This is a genomic window from Tahibacter soli, assembly GCF_025717065.2.
Taxonomy (GTDB): domain Bacteria; phylum Pseudomonadota; class Gammaproteobacteria; order Xanthomonadales; family Rhodanobacteraceae; genus Tahibacter; species Tahibacter soli.
In genome coordinates, this window is record NZ_JAOVZO020000003.1 from 1 (window position 1) to 26920 (window position 26920).

A 26920-nucleotide genomic window follows, 5' to 3' on the forward strand; every position below is an offset into this window, starting at 1 on the left:
GCCTGTCCGAACGGCGCTAGGGCCTTCCCCATTCCAGTTCGCGGATTTTCGCGCCGCCGTCTTCGCGCGTGACGACGACGGTGACGGCTTCACTGAACGATTCGCCGGAGATCGCGACGTAGACCCAGCCGAGGTCCGCGGGCGTCATGTCGGGCATGTCGTCCTCCGCCGACATCACGCAGACCTCGATCGAGGCGCCGTCGGTGACGTCCGCGTATTCGATCATCCCTTCGTAGTCGCGCTGCAGGAGGTCGGCCGTGATCGCGGCGAGATCGCGCGAGAGCATCGCCTGCGCGGCGCGGAAGTCGCCGTCCACGAGGTGTTCGGCGAACTGCTGCGCGGTAAACGCGGCGAGATCGAGCGCGCCTTCGCCATCGCCATCGCCGTCGTCGTCCGACGTCTCGGTCGCGGTGCCTGGAGCAGCCGCGAGCGCGCCGAGGAGCGTCTCCTTGATGTCGCGAACCGGACCGGCATCGACGCCGCGTCGATCGAACTGCGCGATCAGTTCGTCGAACGACGCGTCGACGGCGGCCTTCGGATCGTAACCGCCGGCGAGCTTGCGTCGCGAGCGCTCGGCCTGCTGCGCGCCGGGGACGGCGTAGTAGCCGGTCAGCGAGTCGAACGTGCGTACCGCCGCGGCGTAGTCGCCGAGCTGTTCGAGCAGCAATCCCTTCAGATACACCCAGTACTCTTCGGCGTGCACCGCATTCGCGAGATCGTACAGTTCGGCCGCTTCGCGCAGCGTCGCGCGATGGATCGGCAGTGCGAAGTCGTCGGCGCCCGGCTCCCAGCCGCGCTTCAACGGTGCGTCGAGCGATCTTGCGATGCCGCGCGACTGGCGGCGTGTGGCGAGCGAGTAGATTTCCGCCGCGGCGGCGCGGCGATCGTCGTCGGTGACGTCGGCCATATCGGCGTTGCGAAGTCCGTCGAGAACGGCATCGGCCCCTTCGGCGGCAAGCGCCGCGATGTGTCGCAGCGCGGTCGCCTGTCGTCGCTTCTCGTCGGCGCCTTTCTTTCCGGCCGTGGCAGCGGTATCCAGGCGGGCCGCTTTCGCCGTGAGGGCCGCGGCAGCTTCGGCATTGCAACTCGTCGTGTTCACGATCGTCGCGCCCTCACTGAGTGCCGTCGAGCGGCGCCGGCTTCGGCGAGCGTCGAAGACTCAGCATCGCCAGGCCGTAGCCGAGCAACGCCGCCGCGAAAGCGCGAGCTAGGCCCGGCGGATAGAACTCGACGGTGTGCGGCGGCGTCGCCAGCGAGAGCGCGACGTCGAGCACCTGGAAGCCGACGAACGCCGCGACAACATGTGCGAACCGGTACTTCGCGACGCCCAGTGCGAAACGCCAGTATAACAGCGCCGCGACGACGAAGATCGCCGTGCGCCGGACCAGACGCGCGTTGTCGACGGCGGTCTGGATCGTCGCGCCGTAGATTTCCCAATGCGCCATCGTCAATCCGCTGCAGAAGCCGATGACGTTCGCGGACAGGAAGATCAACGCCGACCAGCCGGCAATCCGCTTCCAGTGCATTCCGATCCCCGGTTCGTCGGCCGTCGACGCTACGCGATTTTCACGACGCGACACCGCTCGCACAACGGGTACGACGCGAGAAACGCCGCCGTCAGTGCGCGCATCTCGTCGAACGATGGCCCGTAGAGATACAGCGCGGTCTCCGACGGCCCCTGCCAGTAGCTGTAGATGTGGCCGCGATCGCCGACGGCGCTTTCGAGCGCGTCGTACACGGCGTTGGAATCGCAGCTTTCGTAGACCGAGTCCGGCAGGTCGGTGCCGTTCAAATACACGCCCAGACCTTCGGCGGCGCCGAACGCGCGCGGCGGGGCGTTGCCGACGAGCAACTGCGAGCCGTTCGGCGCGCCGAGGTCTTCGAGGTTCGCGACGAGCCAGTCGAGCACGTCGGGCGTGGCCGCATCGAGGCGAATTTCCAGGTCCGCATACTCGACCTCGCCCGACGGCGACATCTGCGTGCCGCCGCCCGTGACTTCGCCGTAGGCGGCCGCGGCGAGCCGCTCATTCAGCGGGTCTTCGAACAGGTCGCCGCGATGCATCGGCTGCAGCTTCGCGTTGAGTCGGGCGGTGACGAAGACTTCGGACATGGGCTTTCCGGCATGGCGGCAAACCGCGGACGCTACACCGCGGCCGTCGCACACGGCAAGGCGACGGCGCGCGCGACGTCTGCGACCTGCGTCACGCCGTCAACGAGTGAACGAGTGCATTTCTTGACTTGCGTTGGCGCGGCTCACACACTGCGTTCGATCAAACCCCCATGACTCGTCATCCGGTGCGTTGCGGGACGCCCGGACACGTCGGAGATCGCCTATGCCTTTGCGCAGGGACGTCCTGAAGTGGAGCATCGCCGCCAGCGGCGCCGGCCTGCTGCCGAAAGCCGCGCGCGCGGCCGCCGACCCGAAAGCGATGCTCGTGTACCTGTGTCCGCCCGACGGCGAAGCGCCGGAGCTCGCAACGCCGAGCCCGCCGGCGCGGCCGTTCGTGCAGCCGCTGTTCGTGCCGCCGATCAAGCAGCCGGTAGAGCGGCTCGTGCCGCCGCCCGATCCGCGCGCGCATCAATTGTATAAAGATTATCTGCCGCGCAAGTTCTACGAAATCCGCGAGCAGGAATTCGTCTGGTGCTACCACCCCGACGCGCCGTACGACAAGGGCAGCGGATCGTGGGGCTTCGACGGTTCGACGCCCGGGCCGACGTACCACGCGCGCTACGGCGAACCCGTGCTCGTGCGCCGCTACAACGAGCTGCCGACCGTGGGCGTGTCGAAGGTGAACTTCGCGCTGCCGTCGACGACGACGCACCTGCACAACGGCCACACGGCGTCGGAAAGCGACGGCCAGCCGCAGGACTGGATCGACTCCGGCGAGTTCTGGGACCACCACTACGCGAACTTCCCGGCGCGGCAGGACCCGCGCGAGAAGCTCACGACGCTGTGGTACCACGACCATCGCATGGACTTCACCGCGGCGAACGTCTACGCCGGCCTCGACGGCTTCTACCTCTTGTTCGACGACGAGGATTCCGGCGACGAGAACGATGCGAACCCGCGCGCGTGGCGCCTGCCGAGCGGCGACTACGACGTGCCGCTGATCTTCCACGACATCCTGTTCGACGAGAACGGGCAGGTGCGCTGGAACTCGTTCAACACCGACGGCATTCTCGGCGACCGCTACACGGTCAACCGCAAGATACAGCCGTTCTTCGAGGTCGAGGCGCGCAAGTACCGCTTCCGTCTGCTCAACGGCGGACCGTCGCGCTTCTATCGCTTCGCGCTGTCGACCGGAAAACCCTTTTGCGTGCTGACCGGCGACGGCAACGTGCTGCCCGAGCCGATCGACGCCGACCAGATCTATCTCTCGGTCGCGCAGCGCGTGGACGTCGTGCTCGACTTCTCGCAGCACCGGCCGGGCGACAGGATCCACCTCGTCAACAACCTCGAACAGACGAACGGCAAGGGGCCGTCGGGCCGCACGCTCGATCCGCCGGTGCCGATCCTCGAATTTCGCGTGAAGGCCGCGACCGGCCCCGATCCGAGCCGCGTGCCGAAGCGCCTGCGACCGCTGCCGGTCGTCGACATGAGCCTCGTCAAGCAGCACCGCGTATGGGAGTTCGACTACGACGGCGGCCTGTGGACCGTCAACGGCAAGGTGTTCGAACCCAACCGCATCGACGCGGGCGTCGAGCGGGGCTCGGCCGAGATCTGGACGATCCGCAACGGCGGCAACAGCTGGTCGCATCCGGTGCACTGCCACTTCACCGAGTTCATCATTCTCGAAGTGAACGGACGGCCGATCCATCCGACGACGCTGCAGGATCACGTCGACGGCCGCCACGTGTTCACCGAAAACCTCGACCCCGACAACGGCAAGCGACCGCGCGTGCACACGTTCATGGGCGGGCAGCGCCGCGACGTCGCGACGATCCTGCCCGGCGACGAGATCAAGGTGTACATCCGCTTCAGCGACTTCCTGGGCAAGTACGTCATGCACTGCCACAACGTCGTGCACGAAGACCACGCGATGATGATCCGCTGGGACATCGTCGAACCCGGCAAGGGCTTCGTCGGTTCGCGTTCGGTGCGGCAGGTGTATGGCACGCCGCCGGCGCCGCCGCATCTGGAGCCGCGCCCGGCGAACGGCACGCAGCAGGCCGACCAGGTGGAGGACGACCGATGAACCGCCGCGAATGGCTCGGTCTTTCCGACGGTGCCGCCTGCCGCGTCACGCCGGTGCCGAACGTCGTCGTCACGACGCACGAAGGTCGCCGCGCGCTGTTCCACGACGATCTCGCACGCGGCAGGATCGTGCTCGTGCAGTTCGCGTCGCTCGCCGACGACGCGGGCTACCCGGTGCTCGCGAACGTCGCCCGCGTGCAGGCGCTGCTCGGCGAACGTCTCGGTCGCGATGTGCACATCTGCACGATTACTACCGACGCGCAGAGCGACACGCCGCGCGCGCTCGCCGACGCCGCGAGGCGTCTCGGCGCGAAGCCGGGCTGGTGGTTCCTGACCGGCGAGCCGGCCGCGCTCGCGACGCTCAAGGCGCATTTCTTCCAGCACGGCCACGCGCACGGCGGCGACGCCGAAGACTGCTCGCGCGGCGTCATGCGCTACGGCAATCCCGCGACCGGCCTTTGGGGCTCGGTGCCGGCGAAAGCGGAACCCGATTGGATCGCCGAACGCCTGTCGTGGCTCGCCGCGCGCGGGACGCCCCACGGCGCGCCGCGGCGCCGCGGTCCGGCCGCGCTCGCGGCGCTCTGCGTCGCATTGTTGCCCGCGATGTCGCGCGGAGAGCCGCATTCGGGCCATCGGTACCCGCAGCCGTATCTCGCCGCGTCGACGCAGACGACGGTCGGCGACGTGACGACCGTCGTCACCGGCGCGAGCCTGTTCGAACCCTCGCAGCCGTTCGTCGATCCGCCCGGCACGAACCTGTTGCCGACGATCTACACGAACCTGTTCGATTCGAACGGCGAGGAGATGCTCAACACGCTGCCTTCGACGCCGACCGTGCCGTACAACCTGCACGACGGCGTGCCGGTGGTGACGACGATCGACCGCGTCTCGCCGACCACCGACCTCGCCGACGCGCTGGACCGCATCGACACGGTCGCGCGCGACGCGCGGCGCGGTCGCGACGACGAAGACGCCGCGCGCCGCGCGATCGACCGCGCGATCGACATCCTCGAGGGCAATCCGATCGAGAACCGCGCGTACAGCGGCTTTCCGCTGCTGCACTACACCGGGCCGCTGAAACTGAAAAAAGTGGAACCCGTGCTCGACGCGAACGGCAACACGATCGGCGGCAACGTGAACGTGCACCAGATCTGGTACGACAACCACATCGAGTCGGATACCGCGATGCTCGACCCGAGCGCCGTGCAGGGCGTGCCGTGGACGATCACGTACACGCTCGACGTGCTCGATCGCGGTCGCGACGACTTCTCGCCGTTCGCGTTCTACGACGACGCGCCGAGCGGACCGAAGCCCGGCGAATTCGGACGGCCGAACGTCGGCATGGACCAGACGTTCTTTCCGATGGACGAGGGCACGCGCACCGTTCTCAAGGTGAAGATGGCGCCGGCGAAATACTGGAGCCTCACGTACACGTGGGGCTGGCGCTGGCATGCGCCGCGCGCGCAGGTGACCGAGAACCGCCTGAAGGTGGTCGACGGCAAGGATCTGTATCGGTGGGAAGCCGACGTGTTCGGCGAAAACCCGCGCGCGAGCGAGGCGGCGAAGCTCGCGGCGATCGCGAAGATCGGCGACCGCGCGCCGCCGAAAGTCCTCTGGCGGCTCCTGCGCGACGCGCGCAGGAGCGCGGCGGCGCGCGACTGGAAGCGCGTCGTCGCGCAGGTGGCCGACATGCGCGTCGCGTTCGACGACTACAAGGACCGCACGCGCCTGCCACGCGACGTGAAGATCGATCCGGACGCCGACCTCACCCTGTTCTATGCGAACAACACGATCCACGGCCAGTTCACCGACGGCGCGGCGACGACGTTCGCCAAATACCAGTCGCGCGGCACGCCGATAAAAATCACGCTGCTCAACGGCGACTACTACGACCATCGCTACATGAACGTCGACTTCGGCGGCGGGCGAGGATGGGAGAACCAGTTCAAGTCGTCGGTGCGCGTCGGCGGCTCGGGCTGCTGGTTCACGTTCGGCCGTGCGTATATCAATATCAATGTGGCGCAGCCGGTGCGCGTGCCGCCGGCGACGCCGCGCAAGGGCCACGAAGATACGCTCGGCCGCCACCGCGTGAATCTGACGCTCAACGCCGATCCGTCGCGGCGGCTGCGGTTCTATCAGTTCGACCCGACGCATCACGATGTCGCGATTTTTTCGATTCACTAGCGCGATCGCGGCGATGCTGTTCGCCGCCGCGGCGTTCGCCGGGGACGCGACGCGTATGACGGTCGCGGTCGACGTGCCGGCCGTGACGCTCGTCGACGCCGGCGGCAAGCGTGTCGCGCTGCGCGACGCGCTTGCGGGGCCCGAGCCCGTTGCCGTGCAGTTCATTTTTACCACCTGCGGCACGATCTGCCCGGTGCTGACGCAGACCGCGGCGGCAGCGCGCCGCGCGATGCCGGCGCTGCGTGTCGTATCGGTGTCGATCGATCCCGACGAGGACACGCCGCCGCGGCTCGCCGCGTACGCGAAGCAACACGGCGCCGGCGACGGCTGGCGGTTTCTCACGGGCAGTGCCGACGACATCGTGGCGGTGCAGCGCGCGTTCGACGCATACGACGGCAGCAAGATGCGGCATCGGCCGCTGACGTTCGTGCGCGCGTGGCCGCAAGACGCGTGGACGCGGCTCGAAGGCGCGTTTGCGGCGGCCGATATCGTCGATGCGGCAAGCGTCGCGGGCGATGCCGCGCTCGGACGGCGCCTGTACCGCGACGGCGTGCTCGCGTCGGGCGATGGGCTCGCCGCGCGCGCGCCCGGCGGCGCCGTGCTGACCGGCGCGTCGGCCGCGTGCGGGGCGTGCCATCGCGCGAGCGGCTACGGCGGGGTCGAAGGCCGCACGTTCGTACCGCCGATCGACGCGGCATCGCTGTTCGCCGCGCACGAGCCGCGCCGCGTCGACCGCTTTCGCGCGATGTATCAGGAGCAGCTGTCGCTCGACGCGATGACGCGTCTGCGCGCGGCGACGGCGCGTGCGCCGTACACGACGGCGACGCTGGCGAGGGCACTGGCGGACGGTGTCGGCGGCGACGGCCGCGCGTTCGACGCGCCGATGCCGCGCTATGCGCTCGCCGCGGCCGACCAGGCGAATCTCCTGGCGTATCTCGCGACGCTGTCGGCGCGGGCGGCGCCGGGCGTCGACGACAAGGAAATCCATTTCGCGACGATCGTTGCCGGCGACGTCGATACCGGCAGGCGCGACGCGATGCTCGCGGTGATGCGCGCGTGGCTCGCGCAGCGCAACGCCGACGTCGCGCGCCGCGCTGCGCGACCGCCGAATCCGATGGGCTACGAAGACGACCTGCCCGACGCGAACCGCACATGGACGCTCGACGTGTGGACGTTGACCGGCGATGCGTCGCAATGGTCCGCGCAGCTTGCGGCGCGTTATCGCGAGCGTCCGGTATTCGCGCTGCTCGGCGGCACCGGCGACGGCGACTGGCGGCCGGTACACGCGTTCTGCGAAACGCAGCGCGTGCCGTGCGTATTCGCGCTGACCGACGTGCCCGCGGACGAGCACGGCGACTACAGCGTGTACCTGTCGGGCGGGCTGCCGCTCGAAGCGCGCGAGTTGGCCGCGCATCTCGCGGCGGCGTGGCGCGAAGGCGACCGGCTCGTGCAGATCGCGTCGGCGGATCGCCGCGGCAGCGTGCCGGCGGCGGCGCTGCGCGATGCGCTGGCCGGCACGAGCGTTCCGGTGCCGGTCGATCGCTGGCGCGACGAAGGCGGATCGACGACGGTCGTGCTGTGGCTGGGCGATGAAGCATTGCGCAGATCCGCAACGAAGCTCGCCGCTTTCAAGCGGCTCGACCATATCTACGTTTCTCGCGCGCTGGCGGGCGATGCGATCGCGGCGTGGCCGGCCGAGCTGCGCGACAAGACCGTGCTGATCGACCGCGAGGCGAGCGGCGACGCGCTGCCGCACGCGTACCGCGCACGCGCGTGGCTGCGCTCGCACGGCGCGGCGGGCGACGCCGAAGCGACGAGACTGGCGACGTACTACGTCATGAGCGCGACGGAGTCGGCGGTTGCGCAACTGCTCGACCGGTGGTCGCGCGAGCTCTTCATCGAAACGATCGAACGCGAGGCGGAACTCGTGCCGAACCCGGGGCCGTATCCGGCGCTGTCGCTGGGGCCGGGGCAGCGCGTGGCGGCGAAGCGGTGCCGGTTCGTGGGGTATGGCGACGAGGCGAGGGCGAGCACCGCCGTCCGATCCGGGCTTTGACGCTCTCTTGCTCTTCGTTCGTCCCCCGGCGGAGGCCCACTGCCGTCCGGGTTATTTATGAAGGACAACGGAAAACCGGCGCCCTGCTTGATGTATCGGCTTACACGACAGGTCGCGACTTGTCTTGCGAACCTCGTTGAGCCTCACGGTAGCGACGAAAACCAAACCTCCATGAGATCATGCGCGTCGCCCCCTCTTCCCAGCCTTCTCCCCCAACGCGGTTGGGGGAGAAGGAGCCGAGGATTCAAGCGTCGCGCCGCTTTAGCCCTCTCCTCCAAGCTTGCTTGGGGGAGAGGGTTGGGTGAGGGGGCGACGCCGAGGTCTTCGTTGTGCCGACAGAAAAACACACTCGCCGGCACTGTGCACATTTATTCCGGACAGCAGTGGGCCTCCGCCGGAATGACGAGCTTGGAGCGCGGCGGTTACCAAAACGGTTGCCATGCTTGCCGCTAAAGATTCCGACAGCCCCGCCCCCGCAACGCGTGCTCTCATCCACCGCAACAACCGGATGGCCGCCGTACCCGCGCGCCGTCACCATCGTCGCCGCCAACCCGCAAACCGTGTCCTGAATACCACTTCGCGCGCATCGCGCGCGCAAGTGGTCCTCGCAAACGGCAAGCGGTGCACCCAGGCTGCCCGGCTGCCGCCTTAACCTCGACCGCTTCGCGACGACGCCGACGACCATGAAGATTCGAACGCTGCTTTTGATGCTTTCTGCAACTTTCCCGGCGCACGCCGACGAACCCCAGCGCCAGTCGCTCGGCGACGCCTGGTGGACCGGTCCGATGCTCGCGAATTCCGCCTCGACGCTGCCGCGCGGGCACTACCTCATCGAACCGTATCTGTACGACGTGCGCACGAACGGCGCGTTCGACCGCGACGGCAACCGGCACGGCACGAAGCGCTCGCACGGTTACGGCTCGCTGACGTATATGACCTACGGCGTCACCGACACCTTGTCGCTGAGCCTGATCCCGACGTTCGGCTACAACGATCCCGCCGAAGGCCTCTCGAGTTCCGGCATCGGCATGGGCGACGTGTCGATCGCCGCGCAGTATCGGTTGACGCAGTTTCAGCCGGGGCACTGGATGCCGACGATTTCGCTCGCGCTGCAGCAGACGTTGCCGACCGGCAAGTACGACAAGCTCGGCGACCGCGCCGCCGACGGCTTCGGCAGCGGCGCGAACACCACGATGATCGGGATTTATTCACAAACGTATTTCTGGATGCCAAACGGACGCATCCTGCGCATGCGGCTGAACCTGACGAAGGCGATCTCCGATCGCGTCGGCCTGACCGATGCGAGCGTCTACGGCACCGAGGACGGCTTTCGCGGATCGGCGCGGCCCGGCGCGAGCTTCGTCGCTAACGCGGCCTGGGAGTACAGCATCACGCGCCACTGGGTGCTCGCGCTCGATGCGGTGTATCGGCAGACGCACAACACGCGCGTGCGCGGATTCGACGCGTCGGGCGCGGCGGCGACGTTCGATCTCGGGTCGAGCCGGTCGTTCGCGCTCGCGCCGGCGGTCGAGTACAACTTCAATGCGAATGTCGGGGTGTTGCTGGGGATGCGCGCGATTGTCGGTGGGCGCAATACGTCCGCACATGTCACGCCGGCTGTCGCTGTGAATATTGTTCGTTGATGCTTTGCCGCTTCGTCGTTTTGCACGGCGTTGAACAAAGCGTTCCGCTCGCTGCCGCGAGCGGGCAGAGAGGGATTGGTTGTCCAATCTCTCTCTGCACTCTCCAAGGACACCCCGACGGCCGCGGTTTGCGGGCTTCCATGCCCGCAAACTTCGCGAGATCGCTACGGGGTTCGCCGAAGGGCCATCCTGGCCCTACGGCGAACTCGCGTGCATCCCTGCACGCGACCCTTCGGGCTGATCCTCCGCGATCTCGCCGCGGCCGACGGGGCCCAGGTAGAGCGGGCGGCTTCCTGCCGCCAGAAGCAACGGCAACGGCAACGGCAACAGCCGAGGCTCGGCGAACCCACGCTCGTCGTGAAGATCGTTCGTACCTTTGCATTTGAACATTTGCGTTGCCCTGCCGGCGTAGAATTCCCCCATGTCCGTGACGCTCCTCCACCACGACGCCTCCCTCAAGATCATCGACTACCGCTGCCAGGCGGGGCCGCACGACACCCCCTACGTCGAACTCCACAACTCCCACTCCGTCGCCTTCGTCCGCCGCGGCAGCTTCGGCTACCGTCTGCGCGGCGAGACGCACGAACTCGTCGCCGGTTCTCTGCTCGTCGGCTATCCCGGCGACGAATTCATGTGCACGCACGACCATCACGTCTGCGGCGACGAATGCCTCTCTTTCCACTTTTCCGCAGAACTCGCGGCGAGCCTCGGCGACGCGTTCGCCGCGTGGCGCAGCGCGAGCGTGCCGCCGCTGTCCGAACTCATGGTGCTCGGCGAGCTCGCGCAGGCCGCCGCCGACGGGCGCAGCGACATCGGTCTCGACGAAGCCGGCCTGCTGTTCGCCGCGCGCTTCGTCGACGTCGCCACCGACCATCGCCGCGCCGCCGTCCACGCGCAGCCGCACGAGCGTCGCCGTGCGGTTGAAGCCGCTTTGTGGCTCGCCGCGCATTCGCACGAACCGGTCGATCTCGCGCGTGCCGCGAACGAGGCGGGTCTGAGTCCGTTTCACTTCCTGCGCGTGTTCAACCGCGTGATCGGCGTGACGCCGCACCAGTACCTCTTGCGCGCGCGCCTGCGCCACGCCGCGCGGCTGCTCGCCGACGACGCAGGTTCGGTCACCGACGTGGCCTACGACGTCGGCTTCGCCGACGTGTCGAACTTCGTACGCCGCTTCCGCGCCGCGGCCGGCGTGCCGCCGCTGCGTTTCCGGCGCGCCTCGCGCGGCGACAGCAAGATTTTCCAAGAACGCCTGCGCGCCGCGCGTCTAAGCTGACCTCCGTGTTCACACCCGACCGGAGCCTTCCCATGTACGACCATATCGGCCTGCACGTCAAAAACCTCGACGCCAGCACGCGGTTCTACACCGCGGCGCTCGCGCCGCTCGGCCATGTGGCCGCCGACGGCGCCGGATTCGGCCCGCCCGGCAATCCCGGCCTGTGGCTGTACCACGATGCGAACGCACGAGGGCCCGGCGTGCACGTCGCGTTTCGCGCCGCCTCGCGCGATGCGGTCGACCGCTTCTACGCCGCCGGCATCGCGGCCGGCGGTCGCGACAACGGCGGCGCCGGCGTGCGCGCCGACTATGCGTCGAACTACTACGCCGCGTTCCTGATCGACCCCGACGGCAACAACGTCGAAGCGGTGTTCATGGAATGACGGGGCCCACGCGCTACGCCTTGTTCGATACGCCGATCGGCGTCTGCGGCATCGCGTGGCGCGCGACCGGCGTCGTCGGGGCGGCCGTCGTCAGTACCCACCTGCCCGAAGCGGATGCCGCGGCGACGCGCGCGCGCATCGAACGGCGCCATCGCGGTGCCGTCGAGACCGTGCCGCCGCGCGGCGTGCAATCGGCGATCGATGCGCTCGTCGCGCTGTTGTCCGGCGCGCGCGCCGACCTTTCGGCGATCCCGCTCGACCTGTCGGGCGCGACGCCGTTCGAGCGGCGCGTCTACGATGTGGCGCGCACGATCGCGCCCGGCACGACGCTGACCTACGGCGAAATCGCCGAGCGGCTCGGCGAACGCAACGCGGCGCGCGACGTCGGGCGGGCGATGGGCCGCAATCCGTGTCCGCTGATCGTGCCGTGCCACCGCGTGCTCGCGGTCGGCGGCGCGCTCGGCGGGTTCTCGGCGCACGGCGGCGTCGTGACGAAGACGAAGCTGCTCGCGATCGAAGGCGCGCCGGGCCACGGCGATCTGTTCGCGTAGACCGCGTTCTTTTGACAGGACCGTCCCCGAAATTTCGGCGACGAGTGCGACGTCGGCGATGCTGTCGGGATCGCCGACGCAGGTCGGCACCTACGTCGTGACGATCGCGGCGACCGACGCGGCCGGCTGTACCGGCGGGCGCACGTATACGCTCGTCGTGTCGATGCCGACGTAGGCGGGTGCGGCCGGAAAAAATCCGGGTGAAAATTTCAACGGTGTCTTGCGGGCGTAAGGTACGTATAGCGTAAAGCGATGTGCTGTCCTATCGGGACATTGCCGAACGGCAAAGAAACGGCGCGCGCGAACAAAAAAAGCGCATTGGCCGATAAAACGTGAAGTCCATCACGTAGACTCCGTACGCTTTCGTACGGCGAAGGGATGCATCGAGCCGTCGTTCACGCACAACGGACTCGGCACCACGAAGCCGGTACACCAGGGGTCAGCCATGCAGCATGTCGTTCGCGCGCGCGCGAATCGCCTCGCTCGCGCCGCGCGTTCGCGCGTCGCCGCCGGTGCGATCGCGTCGTTTTTTCTCGTCGCGGTACCCGCGCTCAACGCGCAGACGCTCGTTCCGAATCCGCATCTGGATGCGCAACTGCCGCCGTGGAGTGCGTTCGTGTCGGGCGCGCCCGATCCGGTCGGCGGCGGCGCGGCACCGGCGTGGGAGTCGCCGCCCGACGTCAACGGCGCGCCGACCTCGGGCTCGGCACGCGTGCGGATGACGCCGACGCTGCCGAACGCCAAGTCCGGCATGGCGCAGTGCTTCGACTTCGCGACGCCCACGAGCATCCAGTTCCTGAACTACGGCATGGCGTACTTCGTACCCTCGCCGGCGATGCTCGACGGCGCGACGGTCGCGACCGTCGAGGTACGCCTGTTCTCCGGCGCCGGCTGCGCGGGCTTCCTCTCGGGCGGCACGCAGATCCAGTCGCTCTCCGCGTCGAACCTGTCGGCGGCGACGTGGTACCGGCTCGCCGACAACCACTTCGTGCCGAACGACGCGCCGGTGACGGCCGCGAGCCTGCAGATTCGCGGGTACCTGCTGCAGGGCCCGGGGCAGCCGACCCAGTCGGAGTACGCGCTGAACCTCGACCACTTCGTCGTCGTGCCGAACAGCACGACGCCGGTTTCGCTGATCCGATTCGACGTCGAGTAAGGGGCGCGCCATGCATCGCTATCTGCACCGCGCGACCTTCGCGCTCATCGCCGCGCTCGCGTTCGACGCCGCCGCCGCGCCGTGTCCGACCACCACCATCACGCCCGCGACGGCGCTGCCCGGTGCGACGGTCGGCACCAACTACGCGCAGTCGTTCACGGCCGCGAACAGCAACGCGCAGGCGTTCGCATTCGTCGTCACGAGCGGGCTGCCGTCCAACAGCGGCCTTGCGTTCGCGACTACCGGCGCGGCGAGTGCCGACTGGTCCGGCACGCCGACGCAGGCCGGCAACTATCTCGTCACCGTGACCGCGGTCGACGCCCTCGGCTGCGGCGGCGGTCGTACGTATGCGCTCGCCGTCGCGCAAGGCGCGCAGACGATCGCGTTCACGACGACCGCGCCGGCCGCAACGGTCGGCGGCGCGCCGTACGCGGTCGCCGCAACCGCCACGTCGGGCCTGCCGGTGACGTTCGCGATCGATGCCGCGTCGAGCGGCGTCTGCGCGATCGCCGGTAGCAGCGTCACGTTCCAGTCGCCCGGCACCTGCACGATCAACGCGAACCAGTCCGGCGATGCCAACTGGACCGCCGCGCCGCAGACGCAGCAAAGCGTCGCCGTCGGCCGCGCCGACCAGACGATCGCGTTCACGTCGATCGCGCCGTCGAACGCGGCGTTCAACGGCGCGACGTACACCGTCGCGGCAACCGCGACGTCGGCGCTGCCGGTCGCGTACGCGATCGACGCGTCGTCGAGCGCCGTCTGCACGATCGCCGGTACTACGGTGTCGTTCACCGGCGTCGGCACCTGCACGATCAACGCGAACCAGGCCGGCAACGCGAACTGGAACCCGGCGCCGCAGGCGCAGCAGAGCTTCGCCGTCGGCCGTGCCGATCAATCGGTGACGTTCACCTCGACCGCGCCGGCCGGCGCCGTCGTCGGCGGCGCGACCTACAGCGTCGCGGCAACGGCAACGTCGGGCCTCCCCGTGACGTTCGCGATCGACGCGGCGTCCGGCGCCGTCTGCACGCTCGCCGGCACGACCGTGTCGTTCGTCGGCAACGGCACCTGCATGATCAACGCGAACCAGGCCGGCAACGCGAACTGGAATGCCGCGCCGCAAGCGCAGCAGAACGTCGCGGTCGGCACCGGCAATCAGGCGATCACGTTCACGTCGACCGCGCCGACGGCCGCGACGTTCGGCGGCGCGACGTACGCCGTCGCGGCGACCGCGACCTCGGGCCTGACGGTGACGTTCGCAATCGACGCATCGGCCGCGTCGGTCTGCACGATCGCCGGCAGCACGGTCAGCTTCACCGGCGCCGGCACCTGCGTCGTCAACGCGAACCAGGCCGGCAACGCCAACTGGAATGCCGCGCCGCAGGCGCAGCAGAGTTTCGCGGTCGGCAAAGCCTCGCAGACCATCACGTTCACGTCGACGGCGCCGGCCGCCGCGACGTTCGGCGGTGCGACGTACACCGTCACCGCGACCGCGACATCGGGTCTGCCGGTGACGTTGACGATCGACGCGTCGTCGAGCGCCGTGTGCGCGATCGCCGGTTCGACGGTGTCGTTCACCGGCACCGGTACCTGCACCATCAACGCGAACCAGGCCGGCGACGCGAACTGGAACCCCGCGCCGCAAGCGCAGCAGAGCTTCACGGTCGCGAAGGCGTCGCAGACGATCACGTTTACCTCGACCGCGCCGACCGGTGCGACGTTCGGCGGTGCGACCTACACGGTCACCGCGACCGCGAGTTCGGGCCTGCCCGTGACGTTCACGATCGACGCGGCGTCGAACGCGGTGTGTTCGATCGCCGGTGCCACCGTGTCGTTCACCGGCGCCGGCACCTGCACGATCAACGCGAACCAGGCCGGCAACGCGAACTGGAACGCGGCGCCCCAAGCGCAGCAGAGCTTCACGGTCGCGCGTGCGTCGCAGACGATCACGTTCACGTCGACCGCGCCGACCGGCGCGACGTTCGGCGGCGCGACGTATACGGTCACGGCGACCGCGAGTTCGGGCCTGCCGGTAGCGTTCACCATCGATGCGGCGTCGAGCGGCGTCTGCACGATCGCGGGTGCCGCCGTGTCGTTCACCGGCGCGGGCAGCTGCACGATCAACGCGAACCAGGCCGGCAACGCAAACTGGAACGCGGCACCGCAGGCGCAGCAGAGCTTCGCGGTCGCGCGTGCGTCGCAGACGATCACGTTCACCTCGACCGCGCCGATCGGCGCGACGTTCGGCGGGCCGACCTACACGGTCAGCGCGACCGCGACGTCGGGCCTGCCGGTGGCGTTCGCGATCGACGCGTCGGCGAGCGCCGTGTGCGCGATCGCCGGCTCCACCGTGTCGTTCATCGGTGCCGGCACCTGCGTCGTCAACGCGAACCAGGCCGGCGACACGAACTGGAACGCGGCGCCGCAGGTGCAGCAGACCTTCGCGGTCGCGCGTGCGTCGCAAACGATCACCTTCACCTCGACCGCGCCGACCGGCGCCACGATCGGCGCCGGGACGTACACCGTCACGGCGACGGCGACGTCCGGCCTGCCGGTGACGCTGACGATCAACGGGGCGTCGGGCGGGGTGTGTACGATCGCCGGTTCCACGGTGTCGTTCATCGGCGAAGGCACCTGCGCCATCAACGCGAACCAGGCCGGCAACGCGAACTGGAACGCCGCGCCGCCGGTGCAGCAGAGCTTTGCGGTCAGCAAGCGGCCGCAGACGATCACGTTCACCTCGACCGCGCCGGCCGGCGCCACGTTCGGCAGCGCGGGCACCTACACCGTTGCGGCGAGCGCGACGTCGACCTTCACCGTGACGTTCTCGATCGACGCGGCGTCCGCCTCGGTCTGCACGATCGCCGGCGACACCGTCACGATCATCGGCGCGGGCACCTGCACGATCAACGCGAACCAGGCCGGCGACGTGAGCTGGGCAGCCGCGCCGCAGGCGCAGCAGTCGTTCGCGGTCGCGCGCGGCTCGCAGACCGTGGCGTTCACGTCGACGCCGCCCGCGACGGCGGTCACCGGCGGCACGTACACCGTTGCCGCGACCGCGACGTCCGGCCTCCTGCCTGCGTTCACGATCGACGCGGCGTCGAGCGCGGTCTGCGCGATCGCCGGCGACGTCGTCACGTTCCACACCGCCGGCACCTGCACGATCAACGCCGACCAGGCCGGCGACACGAACTGGGCAGCGGCGCCGCAGGTGCAGCAGAGCATGACCGTCACCGCGTGCCTCGTGCTGGCCGTCGGCGAAGTCGCCAACGGCGAGATGCCGGGCGGCGCCGACATCTGCATCTCGAACGGCGCGGGCATCGATACCGAATACACCTACATCCCGATCAACTTCTCGGCGTCGACCGACGCGGCGATGAGCGTCGTAGCGAACAACATCCAGGGCGTCAGCGGTCCTCCGGCGCCGCGGCCCGGCAACGGCGGCGGCGTCACGCTCGCGCCGCTCGACGACGTTGACGCGCCGACCGCCGACGCCGAGCCGCATGCGGTCGAATCGCCGCCGGCGTTCGATCGTCCGCACGACCTTTCCGACCTCGTGCCGGCGCGCGGCGGCGGCGGGCCGCTCACGGTCGGCCAGCTGATCGACCTCAACGCGACGATCGGCAGCTGCGGCGCCGCGCCGAGCATCCGCAAGGGACGCGTCGAGGCGGTGTCGCCGCCGTCGGCCGGCCTGCAGCATCTGTATGCGGTGCAGGAAGTCGTCGAGACGGCGGTCGGCAGCGGCGTCTGGGTACCGGCGATCGCCGGCGGCTACCAGACCATCGATTTCCAGAATTTCGTCGATTCGTTCGTCAAGCCGGCCAGTTCCGCCGCCGGCCTGCAGTCGACGCCGCAAGGATCGATCGATGCCACCGCGACGCCGCCGCTGCTGTTCACCGGCGCGATGGATCTGGCGGCCGCGAACTTCGGCGCGTTGACCGACGTCGACCTCAACGAAGGCGTGATCGTGTTCTTCACGAGGACGATGAACGCACTGAGTCCGGCGGCGACCGCGGGCGCACAGGGCCTGTTCCAGCCGCGCGACCTGTTCTCGTCGGCGAGCTGCGGCGGCAGCAACGAGGGCGAGATCCTCTATCTGCCCGTGCCCGATCCGACGGGCGTGATCAACTCGAACGTGCGCACGGTGTCGAGCCTCTACCAGCTCGCGATGCCGGCGCTGGCGCACCACTACGCGCACCTCACCAATGCCGCGCGTCGCCTGTACATGAACGGCGCGGCGCCGTTCGAGGAAACCTGGCTCGACGAGGGCATCGCCTACGCGATGCAGGAGCTCGTGTTCTTCAACGCATCGGCCGGCCTCGCGCCGCGCGGCAACAGCCAGCTGTCGTCGCTCACGACCGGCCCGTTCGCGTCGCTGCGCGTGCGCGACTTCAACATGCACCAGAACCCGATGTTCGGGGCGATGCGCGACTACTTCTATCAACTGAACAGTACGAACGGAAACCGGCGCGCCGGGCCGCTGCGGCAGCCCGCGTATTCGGCGAGCACGACGCCGACGCGCCACGACGTCGTCACGCGGCAGTACACCGTCACGTTCACCTTCCTGCGCTACATGCTCGACCGCAAGAACACCGGCGACGCGGCGCTGCTCAATGCGCTGGTCAACACGAGCAACGTCGGCATCGCCAATCTGCAGGCCGCGATGAACGTGTCGATCGAGGACTGGACGCGCGACTTCCTGGTAGCGATGTACGCCGACGATGCCGTCGCCGGCATCGCGCCGGCGTACATGGCGCCGTCGTGGAACTACCGATCGGTCTACGGCGGCCTCGGCGGCTTCCCGCTGGCGGTGCTGCCGCTGACGAACGCCGTCGCGCAGCCGTTCGCGCTCGGCCCGGGTGGCGGCGCGAGCTATCAGCGCTTCGGCATCGCGGCCGGCCAGGTGGCCACCGTGACGCTGACGCAGAGCGGCGGCACGCCGACGGCGCAGATCCGCACGGCGATTCTGCGGACGAAGTAAGGCGGCGAGCGCTTGAACCCTCTCCCCCGACGGCAGTCGGGGGAGAGGGAGCGTCGGTGATGTGGCCGTTTCCGGCCGCTCAGCTCCCCGCGCTGCTTTGTGCAAACTGCCGCATTGCAGGATTCGTACACGCCCAGCCGAGCTTCTCGCCGACCCAGATTTCCTTCGTCGGCGCGAATGCCTCGGGATCGTCGAGCGTCGCGGTCGTGACGTCGACGGTGCGGCCTTCGGCGAACTTGCGATAGGTCAGCGGCGTACCGCAGTGCCCGCAGAACGAGCGCTCGATACCGGGCGACGATGCGTAGACGACCGGTTCGCCTTGCACGAACGCGAAGTCCTTCGTCGCGAAACAGGCCCAGCCGACGCTCGGCGCGCCGCTCGCGAGCCGGCAGCTGCGGCAGTGGCACAGCGTACCGATCACCATCGGGCCCGTGACGCGATAACGCACGGCGCCGCAACGGCAGCCGCCTTCGGCAGAGGTCGTCATGGTGGCGTTCTCCTGTGGCGAAGAATGTCGACTATAGCGCGGGGTCACGCGAGCACGGCTGCGCCGCGGCGGTCGTGCCAATCGCGTGTTGCGCGACGCTTGAACCCTCTCCCCCAAGCTCGCTTGGGGGAGAGGGCAGGGTGAGGGGGCGGCGCCAGTGTCTACGTCGATCTCGACGAAGTGCGTGGCGTCGCCCCCTCTCCCAGCCCTCTCCCCCGACGGCAGTCGGGGGAGAGGGAGTGTCTTGTCACGCGTGCGGCGCCGCAGTCGTCCCTGTCTCGCACCACCGCTTGAGCACGACCAACGTCACGTCCCAATAGAACGCGAGATGCCCGCGCACGGCATCGTCGACGAGATTGCCGAGCGCGAGCGTCAGCGTCGTTCCGGCAGGCGAGGGCGCGAGGGCGAATTCGATCGTCACGCGATGTTCCGGCGTATCGGGAAACGCGCGGCGCGACAGCGAGCTGTAGTGCGAGTAGCGCAACAGGCGCGATGGTTCGAACGCGAGCACGGTGCCGGTATTCTCGAACGGAATCTTGCCGTGCAGCCTGCCGCGAAACGCGATCGGGCCGCCGACCTGCCAGGCCGTGTCCAGCGCGAATTCGTCGTCGGACATCCACGTGGCCACTTGTCGCGGTTCGGTCAACGCGTGCCAGACGGCGTCGGGCGGCACGTCGATGTCGATCGACTGGACGATGCGCGCGGGCTTCGATTCGGCGGTCATGGCGGCTCTCGTACGGGATCGGCACGGCATGGGGGCGCCGGGCACTGTCCCAAAGGCCGAGGGCGCATCGCGCCCCGCGTTCGGTACCATCGCGCGAGACCCGCCGCACGGAACCGACCTTGCCCGCCAACCCGCTCGTCATCGCCGCAGGCCTCGTCTGGCTCGGCGGCCTGTTCGCGATCGCGCTGTGGGGCGAACGGCGCGGCGAGTGGCTGTCGCGGCACTGGGCCTACGTCTACGCGCTGTCGCTCGCGGTGTACTGCACGTCGTGGACGTTCTACGGCACCGTCACGCAGGCCGCGCATTCGGGCTGGTGGCTGCCGCCGACGTTCATCGGCACGATCCTGCTGTACGCGTTCGGCATCGGCGTGCTCGAGCGCCTCGTGCGCATCGCGCGCGAGTACAACGCGAGTTCCATCGCCGACCTCGTCGCCGCGCGCTTCGGCCGCAGCTCGGGCCTCGCCGCGCTCGTCACGGCCGTCGCCGTGCTCGGCATCGTTCCGTACATCGCGCTGCAGCTCAAAGCCGTCGCGATGAGCTATTCGCTGCTCACGCACGGCGGCGACGAAATGAGCGCGCCGGCGTGGCAGGACAGCGCGCTGTGGGTCGCGCTCGTCATGGCGCTGTTCGCGATCCTGTTCGGCACGCGCCGCGCGTCGGCCGCCGAACACAATCGCGGCCTCGTGCTCGCGATGGCGTTCGAAGCGGTGCTGAAACTCGGCGCGATGCTCGCGCTCGCGGCGGTGCTCGCCGAAGTCGACGTCGGCAACGCCGTGCCGCGGGTGTCGAACAGCGACGGCCTGTTCGGCCTCGTCGTGCTCGGCGCGCTTGCGATGTTCACATTGCCGCACCAGTTCCACGTCGGCGTCGTCGAATGCCGCGAAGCGAATCACCTGAAGACCGCGCGCTGGCTGTTTCCGCTGTACATGGTGCTGATCGCGCTGCCGGTGCTGCCGCTCGCGCGCGCCGGCGACGCGATGCTCGCCGCGCGCGGCGTGCCGTCCGATCTCTACGTGCTCGCGCTGCCGCTGGCCACCGGCCATCCGAACCTCGCGCTGCTCGCGTTTCTCGGCGGTCTCTCGGCTGCGACCGGCATGGTGATCCTCGCGACGCTCGCGCTCAGCCTCATGATCGGCAACCACTGGCTCGCGCCGGTGATGCTGCGCGCCGGTTGGGCGCGGCGCCACGGCGGCGACCTGCGCGGCGCGGTGCTGATGCAGCGGCGCGTCGGCATCGTCGCGATCGTGCTGCTCGCGTGGCTGTACAGCCGCGCGGTCAGCGCGAGCGAAGCGCTGGCCGACATCGGCGCGAGTTCGTTCTCGGCGCTCGGCACGCTCGCGCCGGCGGTCATCGCGGCGATCTACCGCCCCGCGATCGGCGCGCGTGCGGTCGGCTGCGGCATCGCCGCCGGTATCGCCGTGTGGATTTATATCCTTTTGCTGCCGACGCTGCTCGCGGCTACCGGCAGCGATGCCGCGTGGGTGTCGAGCGGTCCGTTCGGCATCGCGTGGCTCGCGCCCGACACGCTGTTCGGCCTCGACAACTGGGGGCGGCTGAACCGGGCGGTGATCCTGTCGCTCGCGGCGAATCTCGCGGTGATGTCGCTCGTCGCGCAGCGCGGCGGCGCGACCGAGCGCGGCGCGCGCGTCGCGGTCGCCGGCGCCGATCTGCGCCGCGTCGCACGGCGGTTTCTGTCTCACGAACGCGTCGCCGCGCTGTTCGCGGATGTCGCCGACGCGCGCGCCGTGCCCGAGCCGCGCGTCGCGGCGGTCGAACACGAGCTCGCGGCGGTGATCGGCGCGGCGTCGGCGCGATTGCTCGTCGACACCGCGCGGCGCGACGCGGGGCCGGAACTCGACCAGGTGGCCACGATCGTCGGCGAAGCGTCGGCCGATCTGCGCTTCAATCAGCGCGTGCTCGAAGCCGCGCTGCAGAACATGAGCCAGGGCATCTGCGTCGTCGACGGCGAACTGCGCGTGGTCGCGTGGAACCGGCGCTACGCCGAACTGTTCGGCTTTCCGCCGGAACTGCTGGAACTCGGCCGGCCGGTGGCCGACCTGTTGCGCTTCAATCTCGAGCGCGGATTCGCGACGGGCGATGCGATCGAGGAACAAGTGGAAAAGCGCCTCGCGCACTGGCGCGCCGGCACGCCGCACGTCTCGGAGCGGCGCTTTCCCGACGGCACGATCGTCGAAATCCGCGGCAACCCGATGCCGGGCGGCGGCTTCGTCGCGACGTTTACCGACGTCACCGCGTTTCGCCACAGCGAAGACGAACTGCGGCGCGCGAACGAAACGCTCGAACTGCGCGTCGTCGAACGCACGGCCGAACTCGAAGCGGCGACCCGCGAAGCGCAGCGCGCGAACGCCGCGAAAAGCCGCTCGCTCGCGGCGGTGAGTCACGATCTCGCGCAGCCGTTGAACGCGGCGCATCTCTTCACACATGCGCTCGCGCAGCAGTTGAAGCATGCGCAATACCGCGAAGCCGTGACGAACATCGACGGCGCGCTGAGTTCGGCCGAAGGGCTGCTCGGCGGACTGCTCGAAGTCGCAAGACTCGACGCGGGTGGCTTCAAGCCGGAGCGCCGCGCGTTCCGTCTCGACGAGCTGTTGCAGCATCTCGCGGCGGAGTTCCGCGTGCTGGCGCGGGAGAAAGGCCTGGAGCTGCGCGCGGTCGCGACGCATGCGTGGGTCGACAGCGATCCGCAGCTGCTGCGGCGCGTACTGCAGAACTTCCTCGCGAACGCCGTGCGCTACACGGCGAGAGGCCGCGTGCTGATCGGCTGCCGCAGACGCGGCGGCGAGATCGTGATCGAAGTGTGGGACAGCGGGCCGGGCATATCCCCGGAAAACCAGTCGTTGATCTTTGAAGAATTCCGCCGACTCGACCGCGGCGGCGGCGGGCTCGGACTAGGTCTCGCGATTGCAGAACGCATCGCGCGACTGCTCGGCCACGAACTGCGGCTGCGCTCATGGCCGGGACGCGGCAGCGTATTCGCGCTCGCGGTACCGAGAGCGGCGCCCGACGCGACGGCGCTGACGCCGGCGCGCACCGAACGCGTCCGCGCGCCGAAAAGCCGGGTGCTGGTGGTCGACAACGACGCGGCGGTGCTGAAAGCGATGCAGGCATTGCTGGCCGGCTGGCAATGCGAAGTGGCGGCGGCGTCCGATGCGTCGCAAGCGCTCGCGGCATGCGCGCAGGCGAAGCCGGACGTGCTGCTGCTCGACTACCACCTCGACGGCGACGTGACGGGGCCGGAAGTGCGTGCGCAGATCGTGGCGGCGCACGGCGAGATTCCGTGCGTGGTGATCACGGCGGACCAGAGCGATGCGACGCGGGCGGATTGCGAGGCGGCAGGGTGCTTGATCCTCTACAAGCCGTTGAAGCCGTTGGCGTTGAAGTCGTTGATGGCGAGGGTGCTGGCGGCAGTCGTCAAGTAATACTCGATAACCGAGTCCGTGGCCGAACCGTGCCTTTGAATGTCCCGCTCGTTTGTTGCGGCATCACCGCGCGCTACTGCGTAAATTCGGTTTCTTCGCGGCAGGCTTCGGCGCGAGCGTGATCAGCAACACGCATCCGACGGCATCGGCATAGCGGCGCAGCGTGGCCATCGACGGTGCATGCTTGCGACTGCCCGCGCTCGATTCCAGACGCGCCACGGTCGCCTGTGCGACGCCCATGCGCTCGGCAACATCGGCCTGCGTCATGTCGGCCTGCTGGCGTGCGCGGACCAGTTCGGCCAGTGCGGCGAATTCATCGGACAGTGCGTCGTAGGCTTTCGCGAAGGCCGGGTCTCGCGACCAGCGCTTGCGCGTCTTGTCGATATCCAGGGGGACCGGATTGAAGCGGTCGCGGCTCATGTTCTCACCTCTCTCAATCGTGTTCGCGCTGTTTCAAGATCGAGCGCGGGCGTCTTTTCGGTCTTCTTGATGATCGCGTGCAAGATCACGATGCGCCGACCGACCAAGGTGCAGTAGAACGCTCGTCCGGTTCCTTCGCTGCTCTTCGCCCGGATCTCGAACAACCCGACGCCCATGGCTCTCGTATGCGGCATGCCAAGATCGGGGCCATATTCGTTCATGACCTCGACGATGCGCAGGAAGCGCGCACGTATCCCGGCGGGCCACGACGCGATCGCCGCCGCGACCTTGGCGTTGTAGTAGCTCAGCTGCCATGTCATGACTATAGCATCCTTGTTATAGGTTGGCACCAGGTTCGCACCAGGTTCGCGCGAGAAGCCGGAGCTCGCCGCGTGCAGCGCAATACAAAGCTCGCTGCGGTCGTCTCAGGCTAGCGCTGTGCTCGGCACGTCAAGGACTGCGCAAGTTCGATAGAACCGAATCCTTGACGTGCCTGCGCGCGGCGCTCTGAAAGGTCGCCCGCAGCGACCTGTTGCTGAAGGGCAGAGCGCGAACGGCGCGGTTTGGGCCACGCCGTTCGCCAACCACAACCCACTTCCTACAAGGTGGATCATGGCCAAGCCCAAGCATAAATCTTCCACATAATCCACAAAGTGCATTCGTATCGGTACGTCACTTTATTCCACGAACAGCGGTTTCTCCGAACGGCTCGTCCCGTACATCCGCCTGCGTGGCAATTGGCTCTCGAACGCCGGCTTCGAACCGAACGACGTCGTCGTCATCCGCATCACCCGCGGCCGTCTCGTCATGACCCGCGCCTGACGTCTCACCGGCGGAAGCTTCGCGCGTCGAGGCTTCCGCTTGTCCTGCTGTGCGCGCAATGCACGATCAAGGAACGTCGCCCGGGCGTCGATCGTGTGAGAAGCGTCGGCGAGCTTTGGCTTTTTTTCGCGTGTCGTACCGCCCCGCACCGGTGTGGCGGCTCGTTTGACGGATTGTGGAAAATTTCAGCAGGCTCGCAGCGGTCATCGCAACGCCATACAGAAAGAACTCAAAGCGTGTTTCGACACCCGGAACTATCGCCGCACAACCACCAGCGTCCTCCCCCGTTGGTCGCCCTTGCTACTCCCGCATCACAACTGCGACGATTCATCCGTCGTGCGCCGTACGGTCGCACGGCACCCGCGCCTCTCCCGCGCCGACAAGCGGCAACCACGGACAACCCGATTCGCAGCGCTTCGATCATCGACGCCGCGACGGGCTCGGTACGCTGCGCGTCGTGCCGGCTTTGGCGCCGCACCAACGCCATTCCTTCAGGGGGAATCCATGTACCTCTCACTTGCCCGACCCGGGGCAGACCGATGACGCCGCGCGCTCGCTGGGCCGCGGCATTGCTGCTGCTGCCCGCCGCGACCGCGGTCGCGGACTACCGCATCGACTGGCAGGCGATCAACGGCGGCGGCGGTGTGTCCGCCGCGTCCGGCACCACGCTCGCCGGAACGATCGGCCAGCCCGCGCCCGGCTATTCCGACAGCGGCAGCTATCAGCTGACCGGCGGCTTCTGGGTCGCCGCGCCGCGCGTTTCCGATCGCATTTTTTCTGACGGTTTTCAGGGGGCAACACCATGATTTCGGTACGTCGCAAACTGCTCGGCGCGGTGATCGCCGGCGCGCTCGCACTGTCGGCCGCGCACGCCGCGCCGCAGGCGCAGACCTTCACCTACCAGGGCCAGCTCAAGCTCGACAACGAGCCCGTCACCGGCACGCGCGACCTCACCTTCGCGCTGTTCGACGCGGCGACCGGCGGACTGCAGATCGGCAGCACCGTCACGGCCAACGCGTATCCCGTGCTCGACGGCCTGTTCACGATCGACCTGTCGTTTCCCGGCGCGTTCAACGGCCAGCAGCGCTGGCTGCAGATCACCGTCAACGGCCAGCCGCTCACACCGCGTCAGCCGGTCACTGCCGCGCCGGTCGCGCAGTACGCGCTGAACGGCAATCCCGGGGCGACCGGCGCGACCGGTGCAACGGGCGCGACGGGTGCCACCGGCCTGCAAGGTCCGACCGGGGCGACGGGGGCGACCGGTCCGACCGGTCCGACCGGTCCGACCGGTCCGACCGGCGTCACGGGTGCGACCGGCGCGACCGGCGATGCCGGTCCGCAAGGCGTGACCGGACCGACGGGTCCCACCGGTGCTACGGGACCGACGGGCGCCACGGGTCCGACCGGGCCTACGGGTCCGTCGGGCGCGACCGGCATCACCGGCGATCTCGGTCCGACGGGGCCGCAAGGTCCGCCGGGTCCGCAAGGCCCGCAGGGCGCCCAGGGCCCGCAAGGCACGAGCGGCGCGCTCGGCTTCTACGGCGACGGCAGCGCCGGCGCGTTCAATGTGGCGTTCGGCAACACGCTCGACCTGACCACGGCTTCCGGCTTCAACACGCTGCTCGGCAGCGGCAGGGCCACGCTGCAATTCACCGACATCACGATTTCCGGCACGCTGATCGTGCCGAGCGGCGTCGTGCTGCGCGCGACCGGCAACGTCAGCATCACCGGCACCGGCACGATCATCGTCGCGTCCGGCGCGTCGGACAACGGCAACGGTGGACCGGGCCAGGGCGTCGCGCTCGCACCGGCGGGGCAGATCCACGGCGGCCTCGGCCTGGGCGTGCTGCAGGCGGCGCAGATCCGCCCGCCGGCCGCGACGGCCGGCGGTGCCGGCGATCGCAACGTCTCGCTCGGCAACGTCACGGGCGGCGAAGGCGGCGGCGGCCTCACGATCGCGGCGCGCGGCAACGTCAGCGTCGCTGCCGGCGGCGCGATCAACGCGAACGGCAGCTCGGGGATCAACCCGGGCGGCGCGACCGACATTCCCGGGCCGGGCGGAGGCGCCGGCGGCATCGTCGTCATCGCGTCGCAGGGCACGATCACCGTCACCGGCTTCATCCGCGCGGTGGGCGGCTCGGGCGGTCCCGGCGTCAACGGCAACGGCGGGGCGGCCGGCGCGGGCGGCGGCGGCGGGGGCGGCGGCGGCATCATCAAGCTCGTGGCCGCGACGTCGATCAACGCGCCCGGCTCGCAGCTGCTGGTGAATGGCGGCGCGGCGGGTACCGACGCCAGTGCCGCGAGCACCAATCAGCCCGGCGGCGGCGGCGGTGCGTGCGCGGGCAACGGCGGCAGCGGCGGCTTCGGCAATCCGGTCGCCGGTCAGGCGTTCACGGCGGCCACGGCGGGCTCGGCGGGTTACGCGATTCAGTTGGTCACGCCGGCACCGGAGAACGGGCTGCTGTAACGCGCTCGCGTCGATGACACAGCGAAGCGGTGCCGGCGACGGCATCGCTTCGATAAAGTTATCTATGGGATTCGTGCAGATTTGGCGAATGACGCAAGACTCGCCGCGCGTCAGAGCCGCATGTTGTCGCGGCGGACGGTT

21 protein-coding genes are annotated in these 26920 nt (G+C 69.0%); 14 read left to right on the forward strand and 7 right to left on the reverse strand.

Annotated features, from left to right (window positions below; all coding sequences use genetic code 11):
- Positions 1–16 precede the first annotated feature (16 nt).
- Genes OD750_RS02430 through OD750_RS02440 form a run of 3 tightly spaced genes read right to left on the reverse strand, consistent with a single transcriptional unit; the run spans position 17 to position 2110 of the window.
- Entirely contained in the window at positions 17–1099 is a 1083-nt protein-coding gene (locus OD750_RS02430) for a hypothetical protein (RefSeq protein WP_263545819.1), read from the reverse strand.
- A 13-nt stretch (positions 1100–1112) separates the two neighbouring features.
- A complete protein-coding gene (locus OD750_RS02435) occupies positions 1113–1526 on the reverse strand; it encodes a hypothetical protein (RefSeq protein ID WP_263545820.1) in 414 nt (137 codons plus the stop codon).
- Between the two features lie 29 nt (positions 1527–1555).
- Positions 1556–2110 carry a hypothetical protein gene (locus OD750_RS02440; RefSeq protein ID WP_263545821.1) on the reverse strand — a complete coding sequence of 185 codons (555 nt, stop codon included), beginning with the start codon at positions 2108–2110 and terminating at the stop codon, positions 1556–1558.
- Between the two features lie 223 nt (positions 2111–2333).
- Between OD750_RS02440 and OD750_RS02445 the strand changes: the two genes are divergently transcribed.
- The 10 genes from OD750_RS02445 to OD750_RS02490 all read left to right on the forward strand — a co-directional run bounded on the left by OD750_RS02445 (position 2334) and on the right by OD750_RS02490 (position 18419).
- A complete protein-coding gene (locus OD750_RS02445) occupies positions 2334–4196 on the forward strand; it encodes a multicopper oxidase family protein (RefSeq protein ID WP_263545822.1) in 1863 nt (620 codons plus the stop codon).
- Positions 4193–6379 (forward strand): SCO family protein, encoded by a 2187-nt coding sequence (locus tag OD750_RS02450; protein ID WP_263545823.1) that lies wholly within the window; start codon positions 4193–4195, stop codon positions 6377–6379. The genes OD750_RS02445 and OD750_RS02450 overlap by 4 nt, the downstream gene beginning before the upstream one ends.
- 13 nt (positions 6380–6392) lie before the next feature.
- A complete protein-coding gene (locus tag OD750_RS02455; RefSeq protein ID WP_263545824.1) occupies positions 6393–8435 on the forward strand; it encodes an SCO family protein in 2043 nt (680 codons plus the stop codon).
- A 707-nt stretch (positions 8436–9142) separates the two neighbouring features.
- Positions 9143–10078 (forward strand): transporter family protein, encoded by a 936-nt coding sequence (locus OD750_RS02460; RefSeq protein ID WP_263545825.1) that lies wholly within the window; start codon positions 9143–9145, stop codon positions 10076–10078.
- Between the two features lie 421 nt (positions 10079–10499).
- Positions 10500–11351 carry an AraC family transcriptional regulator gene (locus tag OD750_RS02465; RefSeq protein WP_263545826.1) on the forward strand — a complete coding sequence of 284 codons (852 nt, stop codon included), beginning with the start codon at positions 10500–10502 and terminating at the stop codon, positions 11349–11351.
- 32 nt (positions 11352–11383) lie between these two features.
- Entirely contained in the window at positions 11384–11734 is a 351-nt protein-coding gene (locus OD750_RS02470) for a VOC family protein (RefSeq protein WP_263545827.1), read from the forward strand.
- Positions 11731–12285: a methylated-DNA--[protein]-cysteine S-methyltransferase gene (locus OD750_RS02475; RefSeq protein ID WP_263545828.1), complete on the forward strand. Its 555-nt coding sequence runs from the start codon at positions 11731–11733 to the stop codon at positions 12283–12285. The genes OD750_RS02470 and OD750_RS02475 overlap by 4 nt, the downstream gene beginning before the upstream one ends.
- 58 nt (positions 12286–12343) lie before the next feature.
- On the forward strand, positions 12344–12460 hold the full coding sequence (locus tag OD750_RS02480) for a putative Ig domain-containing protein (protein ID WP_263545829.1): 117 nt from the start codon (positions 12344–12346) through the stop codon (positions 12458–12460).
- Positions 12461–12730: 270 nt separating this feature from the next.
- Entirely contained in the window at positions 12731–13441 is a 711-nt protein-coding gene (locus OD750_RS02485; protein WP_263545830.1) for a hypothetical protein, read from the forward strand.
- Positions 13442–13451: 10 nt separating this feature from the next.
- A complete protein-coding gene (locus OD750_RS02490; RefSeq protein ID WP_263545831.1) occupies positions 13452–18419 on the forward strand; it encodes a beta strand repeat-containing protein in 4968 nt (1655 codons plus the stop codon).
- 79 nt (positions 18420–18498) lie between these two features.
- Here OD750_RS02490 and OD750_RS02495 read toward each other — a convergent pair whose 3' ends face one another.
- Together OD750_RS02495 and OD750_RS02500 are read right to left on the reverse strand one after the other, a co-directional pair.
- Positions 18499–18906 carry a GFA family protein gene (locus tag OD750_RS02495; RefSeq protein ID WP_263545832.1) on the reverse strand — a complete coding sequence of 136 codons (408 nt, stop codon included), beginning with the start codon at positions 18904–18906 and terminating at the stop codon, positions 18499–18501.
- Positions 18907–19153: 247 nt separating this feature from the next.
- Positions 19154–19630 carry an SRPBCC family protein gene (locus tag OD750_RS02500; protein WP_263545833.1) on the reverse strand — a complete coding sequence of 159 codons (477 nt, stop codon included), beginning with the start codon at positions 19628–19630 and terminating at the stop codon, positions 19154–19156.
- 119 nt (positions 19631–19749) lie between these two features.
- Here OD750_RS02500 and OD750_RS02505 point away from each other — a divergent pair, with 119 nt between their 5' ends.
- Positions 19750–23070 carry a hybrid sensor histidine kinase/response regulator gene (locus OD750_RS02505; RefSeq protein WP_263545834.1) on the forward strand — a complete coding sequence of 1107 codons (3321 nt, stop codon included), beginning with the start codon at positions 19750–19752 and terminating at the stop codon, positions 23068–23070.
- A 63-nt stretch (positions 23071–23133) separates the two neighbouring features.
- On the opposite strand, the gene OD750_RS02510 is transcribed toward OD750_RS02505, so the two are convergent.
- Positions 23134–23490, reverse strand: coding sequence for a helix-turn-helix transcriptional regulator (locus tag OD750_RS02510; RefSeq protein ID WP_263545835.1), 357 nt, complete (start codon positions 23488–23490; stop codon positions 23134–23136).
- Positions 23487–23810, reverse strand: a complete 324-nt coding sequence (locus tag OD750_RS02515) for a type II toxin-antitoxin system RelE/ParE family toxin (protein ID WP_263545836.1) — start codon at positions 23808–23810, stop codon at positions 23487–23489. Before OD750_RS02515 ends, OD750_RS02510 begins: the two co-directional genes overlap by 4 nt.
- A 400-nt stretch (positions 23811–24210) precedes the next feature.
- Here OD750_RS02515 and OD750_RS27470 point away from each other — a divergent pair, with 400 nt between their 5' ends.
- The 3 genes from OD750_RS27470 to OD750_RS02525 all read left to right on the forward strand — a co-directional run bounded on the left by OD750_RS27470 (position 24211) and on the right by OD750_RS02525 (position 26779).
- Positions 24211–24312: a SymE family type I addiction module toxin gene (locus OD750_RS27470; RefSeq protein ID WP_425508212.1), complete on the forward strand. Its 102-nt coding sequence runs from the start codon at positions 24211–24213 to the stop codon at positions 24310–24312.
- 539 nt (positions 24313–24851) lie between these two features.
- The gene (locus OD750_RS02520; RefSeq protein ID WP_263545837.1) at positions 24852–25118 is read left to right on the forward strand and encodes a hypothetical protein; all 267 of its coding nucleotides are present in this window, start codon (positions 24852–24854) and stop codon (positions 25116–25118) included.
- Positions 25115–26779: a collagen-like domain-containing protein gene (locus OD750_RS02525; RefSeq protein ID WP_263545838.1), complete on the forward strand. Its 1665-nt coding sequence runs from the start codon at positions 25115–25117 to the stop codon at positions 26777–26779. Before OD750_RS02520 ends, OD750_RS02525 begins: the two co-directional genes overlap by 4 nt.
- The last annotated feature ends 141 nt before the right edge of the window (positions 26780–26920 follow it).

Excerpts from the sequence above, each read along its gene's own strand:
- OD750_RS02515 (WP_263545836.1), bottom strand. The coding sequence starts at position 23,810 with ATGACATGGCAGCTGAGCTACTACAACGCCAAGGTCGCGGCGGCGATC.
- OD750_RS02485 (WP_263545830.1), top strand. The coding sequence starts at position 12,731 with ATGCAGCATGTCGTTCGCGCGCGCGCGAATCGCCTCGCTCGCGCCGCG.
- OD750_RS02520 (WP_263545837.1), top strand. The coding sequence starts at position 24,852 with ATGACGCCGCGCGCTCGCTGGGCCGCGGCATTGCTGCTGCTGCCCGCC.
- OD750_RS02490 (WP_263545831.1), top strand. The coding sequence starts at position 13,452 with ATGCATCGCTATCTGCACCGCGCGACCTTCGCGCTCATCGCCGCGCTC.
- OD750_RS02480 (WP_263545829.1), top strand. The coding sequence starts at position 12,344 with ATGCTGTCGGGATCGCCGACGCAGGTCGGCACCTACGTCGTGACGATC.
- OD750_RS02510 (WP_263545835.1), bottom strand. The coding sequence starts at position 23,490 with ATGAGCCGCGACCGCTTCAATCCGGTCCCCCTGGATATCGACAAGACG.
- OD750_RS02435 (WP_263545820.1), bottom strand. The coding sequence starts at position 1,526 with ATGCACTGGAAGCGGATTGCCGGCTGGTCGGCGTTGATCTTCCTGTCC.
- OD750_RS02525 (WP_263545838.1), top strand. The coding sequence starts at position 25,115 with ATGATTTCGGTACGTCGCAAACTGCTCGGCGCGGTGATCGCCGGCGCG.
- OD750_RS02500 (WP_263545833.1), bottom strand. The coding sequence starts at position 19,630 with ATGACCGCCGAATCGAAGCCCGCGCGCATCGTCCAGTCGATCGACATC.
- OD750_RS02440 (WP_263545821.1), bottom strand. The coding sequence starts at position 2,110 with ATGTCCGAAGTCTTCGTCACCGCCCGACTCAACGCGAAGCTGCAGCCG.
- OD750_RS02455 (WP_263545824.1), top strand. The coding sequence starts at position 6,393 with ATGCTGTTCGCCGCCGCGGCGTTCGCCGGGGACGCGACGCGTATGACG.
- OD750_RS02475 (WP_263545828.1), top strand. The coding sequence starts at position 11,731 with ATGACGGGGCCCACGCGCTACGCCTTGTTCGATACGCCGATCGGCGTC.
- OD750_RS02460 (WP_263545825.1), top strand. The coding sequence starts at position 9,143 with ATGCTTTCTGCAACTTTCCCGGCGCACGCCGACGAACCCCAGCGCCAG.
- OD750_RS02495 (WP_263545832.1), bottom strand. The coding sequence starts at position 18,906 with ATGACGACCTCTGCCGAAGGCGGCTGCCGTTGCGGCGCCGTGCGTTAT.
- OD750_RS02450 (WP_263545823.1), top strand. The coding sequence starts at position 4,193 with ATGAACCGCCGCGAATGGCTCGGTCTTTCCGACGGTGCCGCCTGCCGC.
- OD750_RS02445 (WP_263545822.1), top strand. The coding sequence starts at position 2,334 with ATGCCTTTGCGCAGGGACGTCCTGAAGTGGAGCATCGCCGCCAGCGGC.
- OD750_RS02465 (WP_263545826.1), top strand. The coding sequence starts at position 10,500 with ATGTCCGTGACGCTCCTCCACCACGACGCCTCCCTCAAGATCATCGAC.
- OD750_RS02470 (WP_263545827.1), top strand. The coding sequence starts at position 11,384 with ATGTACGACCATATCGGCCTGCACGTCAAAAACCTCGACGCCAGCACG.